The organism is Mycobacterium sp., from assembly GCF_035570115.1.
Lineage (GTDB): Bacteria > Actinomycetota > Actinomycetes > Mycobacteriales > Mycobacteriaceae > Mycobacterium.
This window is the reverse complement of record NZ_DATMLH010000100.1, coordinates 1-3,786: the sequence shown is the minus strand read 5'-3', so window position 1 is coordinate 3,786 and position 3,786 is coordinate 1. Positions and strand designations below refer to the sequence as shown.

The 3,786-nt window shown below is 66.0% G+C and carries 4 protein-coding genes and 1 pseudogene; 3 read left to right on the top strand and 2 right to left on the bottom strand.

The genetic code is table 11. The features are described 5' to 3' along the window. Both VNW74_RS08840 and VNW74_RS08835 read right to left on the bottom strand, forming a co-directional pair. A pseudogene (locus tag VNW74_RS08840) lies at positions 1 to 112 on the bottom strand (dienelactone hydrolase); the annotation flags it as partial. Positions 113 to 123: 11 nt separating this feature from the next. Continuing rightward, positions 124 to 753, bottom strand: coding sequence for a DUF4245 domain-containing protein (locus VNW74_RS08835; protein ID WP_325676224.1), 630 nt, complete (start codon positions 751 to 753; stop codon positions 124 to 126). A 61-nt stretch (positions 754 to 814) separates the two neighbouring features. Here VNW74_RS08835 and glpX point away from each other — a divergent pair, with 61 nt between their 5' ends. The 3 genes from glpX to VNW74_RS08820 are packed head-to-tail and all read left to right on the top strand — an operon-like array spanning position 815 to position 3,759. Beyond that, positions 815 to 1,843 carry a class II fructose-bisphosphatase gene (gene glpX / locus VNW74_RS08830; protein WP_325676223.1) on the top strand — a complete coding sequence of 343 codons (1,029 nt, stop codon included), beginning with the start codon at positions 815 to 817 and terminating at the stop codon, positions 1,841 to 1,843. A 33-nt stretch (positions 1,844 to 1,876) separates the two neighbouring features. Further along, on the top strand, positions 1,877 to 3,298 hold the full coding sequence (locus VNW74_RS08825; protein WP_325676222.1) for a class II fumarate hydratase: 1,422 nt from the start codon (positions 1,877 to 1,879) through the stop codon (positions 3,296 to 3,298). Beyond that, positions 3,295 to 3,759: an ester cyclase gene (locus VNW74_RS08820; protein WP_325676221.1), complete on the top strand. Its 465-nt coding sequence runs from the start codon at positions 3,295 to 3,297 to the stop codon at positions 3,757 to 3,759. The genes VNW74_RS08825 and VNW74_RS08820 overlap by 4 nt, the downstream gene beginning before the upstream one ends. The last annotated feature ends 27 nt before the right edge of the window (positions 3,760 to 3,786 follow it).

Here is a 3,786-nt window from a genome sequence, read left to right as displayed (position 1 = left end):
GGATCAGCACCACGCCAGGTCCTTCGCCCTTGCGGTAGACGTCATGGGTGTACCCGCCACCGGTGAACGGTGTCGCCGACCAGCCGGTGAGGTCGGCTTCTGGTGCAATCATGGATGTCCCTTCTAGCGGTGCGCCGGTAGTGGCGGCTGAGTTTGAGTTGCCGCCGCCAGCGTACGAAACTGATCGACGCCACCTGCACCGGTGATCGCGACCTGAGCCGGACCGGCCGGACTGCCCAGCCGGGTGGTCCACACCGGCTCGACACCGTCGCCTTCGTAGACGATCCACCGGGTGCCGTCGACGTCCACGGTTCCGGTGGGGTACATCGAAGCGTGGATCGAGCCGACCAGCCTGTCCTCGTCGGCGTTGCTTTGGCTCAGGCTCAGGTACATGCCGGTGGGGCTGATGTATCCGACGGTGGAGGTGACCGCCCGCACCCGTTGGCCGGTCGACGGGTCGGTTCGGCCGTCTCCCATTCCACCACGGTTGCCGGAGTTGGGCTGCCAGCCTGCCGGCAGCCGCGGCAGCCGGACCGGGAACCCCAGCGTCTGCGCGTCGGCCCGCAGCGCGCCGGCCGCGTCGTAGGACGGCACCGGGCCGCGGTTGGTCCCGCCAGGGGCAAAGGTGCACATCCCGACCACGCCCGCCAGCACGATGCAGACCACCACCAGAGGCGCGATTGACCAGAACATATCCCGGCCGTCCTGCAGCAGGCGTGGCTTGGCCGGCTTGACCGTCGGCTGCGGCTGCATCGTCACATCACGAGTATCCCAGCTCCCGAGCATCAACCCGCTTCTGGGACAATCAGCAACCATGAGCGCGAGTCGACGTGAAGCCCCGGACCGCAACCTCGCTCTGGAACTGGTACGGGTCACCGAAGCCGGTGCTATGGCTGCCGGGCGCTGGGTGGGTCGCGGAGACAAGGAAGGTGGCGACGGGGCGGCCGTCGATGCGATCCGCCAACTGGTGAATTCGGTTTCGATGCGCGGCGTGGTCGTGATCGGCGAGGGTGAGAAAGACCACGCGCCGATGCTCTACAACGGCGAGGAGGTCGGCAACGGCGACGGCCCGGACTGCGACTTCGCCGTCGACCCGATCGACGGCACGACGCTGATGAGCAAGGGCATGCCCAACGCCATCTCGGTGCTCGCGGTGGCCGATCGCGGCGCGATGTTCGACCCGTCGTCGGTGTTCTACATGAACAAGATCGCCGTCGGCCCTGACGCCGCTCACGTGCTGGACATCACCGCGCCGGTCGCCGACAACATCCGCGCGGTCGCCAAGGTCAAGGGCCTGTCGGTGCCCGACATGACGGTGTGCATCCTGGACCGGCCGCGGCACGCGCAGCTGATCGAGGACGTCCGCGCCACCGGGGCGCGAATCCGATTGATCACCGACGGCGACGTGGCCGGCGCGATCTCGGCGTGCCGACCGGGCTCTGGCACCGACATGCTCGCCGGGATCGGCGGGACCCCGGAGGGCATCATCACCGCGGCGGCGATCCGGTGCATGGGCGGCGAGATCCAGGCGCAGCTGGCGCCCAAGGACGACGCCGAACGACAAAAGGCACTCGACGCCGGCTACGACCTCGACCAGGTCCTGACCACTGAGGACCTAGTGTCGGGGGAGAACGTCTTCTTCTGCGCCACCGGCGTCACCGACGGCGACCTGCTCAAGGGAGTCCGCTATCAGCCCGGTGGGTGCACCACCCAGTCGATCGTGATGCGCTCGAAGTCCGGCACCCTACGGATGATCGAGGCCTACCACCGGCTGTCCAAGCTCAACGAATACTCGGCCATCGACTTCACCGGCGACAGCAACGCCGCATACCCCCTGCCGTAACCACCCGAGCCCGCAACGAGAAGGACCTCATCTATGGCCGCTCACGCCGTCGAGAACGACACCGAATACCGCATCGAACACGACACCATGGGCGAAGTCCGGGTGCCGGCAAAAGCATTGTGGCGTGCGCAGACTCAGCGTGCGGTGGAGAACTTCCCGATCTCCGGCCGCGGACTGGAGCGCACTCAGATCAGGGCGCTGGGTCTGCTGAAAGGGGCTTGCGCGCAAGTCAACAAGAATCTCGGACTACTGGCACCGGACAAGGCCGATGCGATCATCGCCGCCGCCGCCGAGATCGCCGACGGGCGCCACGACGACCAGTTCCCCATCGACGTCTTCCAAACCGGATCGGGCACCAGTTCCAACATGAACACCAACGAGGTGATCGCGTCGATCGCGGCCGCCAACGGTGTGGCCGTGCATCCCAACGACGACGTCAACATGTCGCAGTCGTCCAACGACACCTTCCCGACCGCCACCCACATCGCGGCCACCGAAGCCGCTGTGCGCCAACTTATCCCGGCGTTGCAGGTGCTGCACGACGCGTTGGCGGCCAAGGCGCGTGAGTGGCGCACGGTGGTGAAATCGGGCCGCACGCATCTGATGGATGCCGTCCCGGTCACACTCGGTCAGGAGTTCTCCGGATACGCCCGTCAGATCGAGGCCGGTATAGAACGAGTGCGCGCCACACTGCCCCGGCTGGGCGAGCTGGCAATCGGCGGCACCGCGGTGGGCACCGGCCTCAATGCACCCGACGGCTTTGGCGCCAAGGTGGTCGAGGTGCTGGTGGCAGAGACCGGGTTGACCGAATTACGCACGGCGGTCAATGCTTTCGAAGCTCAAGCGGCTCGCGACGGGCTGGTGGAGGCGTCCGGTGCGCTACGCACCATTGCGGTGTCGTTGACCAAGATCGCCAACGATGTCCGCTGGATGGGGTCGGGCCCGTTGACCGGTCTGGCCGAAATTCATCTGCCGGATCTGCAGCCGGGCAGCTCCATCATGCCGGGCAAGGTCAATCCTGTTCTGTGCGAGGCCGTTACGCAGGTCGCCGCTCAGGTGGTCGGTAACGACGCGGCAATCGCGTGGGGTGGCGCGGGCGGCGCGTTCGAGCTCAACGTCTATATCCCGATGATGGCGCGCAACCTATTGGAGTCGTTCAAGCTGCTGACCAACGTGTCGACGCTGTTCGCGGAGCGTTGCATCACCGGACTGACTGCCCGCGTCGAGCACTTGCGCGAGCTGGCCGAGTCGTCGCCGTCAATCGTGACACCGCTGAATTCGGCGATCGGCTATGAGGAGGCCGCTGCAGTGGCCAAGCAAGCCCTCAAGGAACGCAAGACAATCCGCCAGACGGTGATCGATCGCGGACTGATCGGCGACAAACTCTCCGAAGAGGAACTCGACCGTCGCCTCGACGTGCTCGCGATGACCAAGGTCAACGACGAGGCGACATGATCAGCGACGAACTCCGGCAACGCCGGCTGGCCACCGTCGAAGAGCACATGAGCACCGAGGTGACCAAGGAATTCGACCGCACCCTGGCCACCTTCAACGGGCACCCGCGCTACGAGATCATGGCCACCGGCCAGGTCTTCGACGGCGACGACCAGGTAATGGGTTACTACCTGACCACCCGGACGGCCTTCCCCGACCAGCGCCACGACAACGTTCGATACCACTTCAGCGACGACGCGGTGATCACCGAATTCGACCTGCTGGGAACCAATCTCGGTGAGTTCTACGGTCTGCCACCCACCGGCAAGGCGTTCCGGGTGCCGATCATCGCGGTGTTCTTCTTCGACGACGATCGAATCACCAACGAGCGCATATACTTCGACTCCGCCAGCCTGGTCAGCCAGATCGGCCGGGGTGAGCTGCTGGCGGTCGCCGCCGCAGGCGAGCTGCCGGGCCAGTGAGCGACGCGACCGTCACACCTGTCAGGT